Source organism: Vibrio sp. 704 (assembly GCF_033339295.1).
Genome location: NZ_JAWOUH010000281.1, coordinates 1 through 817 on the forward strand (window position 1 = coordinate 1; position 817 = coordinate 817).

Consider the following 817-nt stretch of genomic DNA (forward strand, 5'->3'; position numbering starts at 1 on the left):
CTATGCGTTGAATTTAGTGATTAAGGTGGTATGCGGCGGCTTCGGTATTGCGTTGCTCACCCCTTAGCAGGGCGTTAGCTTTACTCGGAGGTACAATGGAATTACCAACATTTAAGTATCATCCAGATCCCATTAAAACGGGTGCTTTAGAAGTTACAGATGCAAATTGTGAATGTTGTGGTGTCAGTCGTGGCTACAGGGCAACTTCTACTATTTACTCTGAGCATGACATAGAAACTATTTGTCCCTGGTGTATTTCTGATGGCTCGGCGGCGAAGAAATTCGACGGAGAGTTTGCTGATCCACATCCATTGATGAAAGCTAGACTTGATAAGTCTGTGGTGAAGGAAGTTTGCGAGAGAACTCCAAGCTATATTTCATGGCAGCAAGAAGTGTGGCTATCGCACTGTGGCGATGCTTGTGAATTTCATGGAGATGCAGAGAAGTCTGATCTATTACAGGTAAAAGACGCTGAATTAGAGGTTTTACTAAACGATCAGCTAATAGGTATTAATGAGTGGCATCAAATAGTCACTTACTATGAAAAAGGTGGAAACCCAGCAATCTACAAGTTCAAGTGTAGATCATGTGGCATATTTACTTATTCGCTGGACTTTGCGTAAAGCTAACAAACTGTTTAAGAGTGATTCGCAACGCGTGGCATTCTTACTATGCGTTGCGTTTAGTGTTTAAGGTAGTATGCGGAAGCATTGGTATTGCGTTGCTCACACCTTAACAGGGCGTTATTTCCGCAACGGATCTCTCAGGCTGAATGTACGTGATTGTAGCCTAAGAGTGAAAGTGGCGGGGTAATAGG

General features: G+C 43.2%; 1 protein-coding gene. It reads left to right on the plus strand.

All coding sequences use genetic code 11. The features are described from left to right. Positions 1-95 precede the first annotated feature (95 nt). On the plus strand, positions 96-623 hold the full coding sequence (locus R7R24_RS25935) for a CbrC family protein (protein WP_005445729.1): 528 nt from the start codon (positions 96-98) through the stop codon (positions 621-623). The last annotated feature ends 194 nt before the right edge of the window (positions 624-817 follow it).

What these genes read in the sequence shown, in the direction of transcription:
- R7R24_RS25935 (WP_005445729.1), top strand. Translation starts at nt 96, where the DNA reads ATGGAATTACCAACATTTAAGTATCATCCAGATCCCATTAAAACGGGT.